At 72.1% G+C, this 2,316-nt stretch carries 2 protein-coding genes; both read left to right on the top strand.

Annotated features, from left to right (window positions below):
• Positions 1 to 1,016: D-arabinono-1,4-lactone oxidase (locus tag QN357_RS18660; protein ID WP_323505359.1), on the top strand; the 1,016-nt coding region annotated here is incomplete at its 5' end.
• A gap of 153 nt (positions 1,017 to 1,169) precedes the next feature.
• Positions 1,170 to 2,316, top strand: a 1,147-nt coding sequence (locus QN357_RS18655) for a glycoside hydrolase family 1 protein (RefSeq protein ID WP_323505358.1), incomplete at its 3' end; no start/stop codon positions are given.

Raw genomic sequence — 2,316 nt, 5'->3', positions numbered from 1 at the left:
CATACGGGCTGGCGCTCGCCAACATGGGGGACGTCGACCGGCAGACGATTTCCGGTGCGACCTCGACGGGAACCCACGGAACCGGGTCGGCCTTCGGCGGACTCGTCACCCAGATCGTCGGCCTCACCCTCGTCACCGGCGACGGCGAACTCCTGCACGTGAGCGAGACCGAGAACGCGGAGATCTTCCCCGCCGCCCGCCTCGGTCTCGGCGCGCTCGGGATCCTCGTCGACGTGACGATCCAGTGCGTCCCGGACTTCCTCCTGCACGCCGTCGAACAGGCCGAGCCGCTCGGCGAGGTGCTCGACACCTTCGACGAGCGCAGCCGCGCCGCCGACCACTTCGAGTTCTACTGGTTCCCGCACACCGAGAAGGCCCTCACCAAGACGAACACCCGGCTAAACCCGGCCGCCGGGCGCGCGCCGCTCGCGCCGGTCTCCCGCTGGATCGACGACGAACTGCTCGCCAACGGCGTCTTCGGGGCACTCTGCACGATCGGAGCCGTGCTCCCGCAGTCCGTGCCGACGATCAACCGGGTGGCCGAGCGTTTCATGGCCCGGCGGGATTACACGGATGCCTCGACGCGCATTTTCGTGAGCCGGCGCGCCGTGCGTTTTCACGAGATGGAATACGCGCTCCCGATCGCCGCGATTCCGGCTGCCGTGCGCGAGGTCCGCGAACTCATCCAGCGCTCCGGCTGGCGGATCTCGTTCCCGATCGAGGTGCGGTCCGCAGCCGCGGATGACGTGTGGCTGTCCACGGCCCACGGCCGTGAGACCGGGTACATCGCCGTGCATCGTTTCTACCGGGAGAAACCGGCCGAGTACTTCACCGCCGTCGAGGCCATCATGCGCTCCCATGACGGGCGCCCGCACTGGGGGAAGATGCACACGAGGGACGCCGAATCCCTTCGCGAGACCTATCCGCACTTCGACGATTTCGTCGCCGTACGCGACAGGCTCGACCCCGAGCGCCGTTTCACGAACCGGTACCTCGAACGGGTCCTCGGGCGGTAACCGGCCGGCCGGGCGACCTCGGGGTGCGAATTCTCGCGCCGCGCGTGACAGGCTGGTGACCGCGGCCCACGGCCGCTCCACGAACCGGTCGACCGCCCAGCACCCGACGGACCGCACAGCACCCGACCGACACAGTACAGAGAGTCCTCCGAGATGAGCAGCAAGCCGATCAACACCAACACGGTCGCCGGCCGGGCCTGGCCGCACCGCGCCAGCGAACTCGGCGACCGGCTCCCCGACGGCTTCACGATCGGGGTCGCGAGTTCGGCGTTCCAGATCGAGGGCGCCGCCCGCGACGGCGGGCGCGCCGAGTCGGCCTGGGACCCGTTCACGGCGACCGCCGGCCGCATCGTGGACGGGTCGAACGCATCCGTTTCTGCGGACCACTACAACAAGCTGCCCGGGGACCTCACCCTCCTGGGCGAGCTCGGCGTCGACGCCTACCGGTTCTCGTTCGCGTGGTCCCGGGTGCAGCCGGACGGACGCGGGGCGCTCGCGCGCACCGGACTCGCGTTCTACGACCGGCTCGTCGACGGGCTGCTCGCGGCCGGCATCCGCCCGATGGCGACGCTGCACCAGCGCGACCTGCCGCTTGCCCTGCGCGGCGGCTGGCTGAACCGCGACACCGCCTCGCGCTTCGCCGACTACGCCTACGAGCTCGGGGCCGTGTTCGGCGACCGGGTCGATGCCTGGGTCACTCTCGACGAGCCGGCGACCGTGACGCTCGCCGGCTACGCCCTCGGCACGGATGCCCCCGGCGAGGCCCGCCTCTTCGCCGCACTGCCGGCCGCGCACCATCAGCTCCTCGGCCACGGCCTCGCCGTCCAGGGCCTGCGCGCCGCCGACGTGCGCGGCGGCATCGGAATCGCCAACGCGTACTCGCCCGTGCAGCCGGCGAGCGACAGAGAGGCAGACGAAGTCGCCGCCGCGCTCTTCGACCTGCTGCACAACCGCGTTTTCGCCGACGCCGTCCTCCTCGGGAGCTACCCGGTGCCGCCGGAACCCTACGAGACCGAGCTGCGGCTGCTGCTCGAGACGGAGCCGGAGGACCTGCGCACGATCCACCAGCCGCTCGACTTCTACGGTCTCAACTACGTGCAGCCGTCACGGGTGGCGGCCGGGCCCGTTCCGGTCGTGAGCGGTGCGGTCGCCGGCGGCGGCCCCTCCGGCAACGGAGCGGGCGGGGCGCGCGGGGAGGCCGGCGCTGGCTCGGGTCCGCGCGGCCCCGGCTCCCGCGGTCCCGGCTCCCGCGGTCCCGGCTCCCGCGGGCCGGCGAGCCGGGCGGGCGGCCCTGGCGGAC

The sequence above is a fragment of the Cryobacterium sp. RTC2.1 genome, from assembly GCF_035018685.1.
In the GTDB taxonomy this organism is placed as follows: domain Bacteria; phylum Actinomycetota; class Actinomycetes; order Actinomycetales; family Microbacteriaceae; genus Cryobacterium; species Cryobacterium glucosi.
The sequence above is the reverse complement of the archived record's forward strand: the minus strand, read 5'-3'. Positions and strand labels throughout refer to the sequence as shown.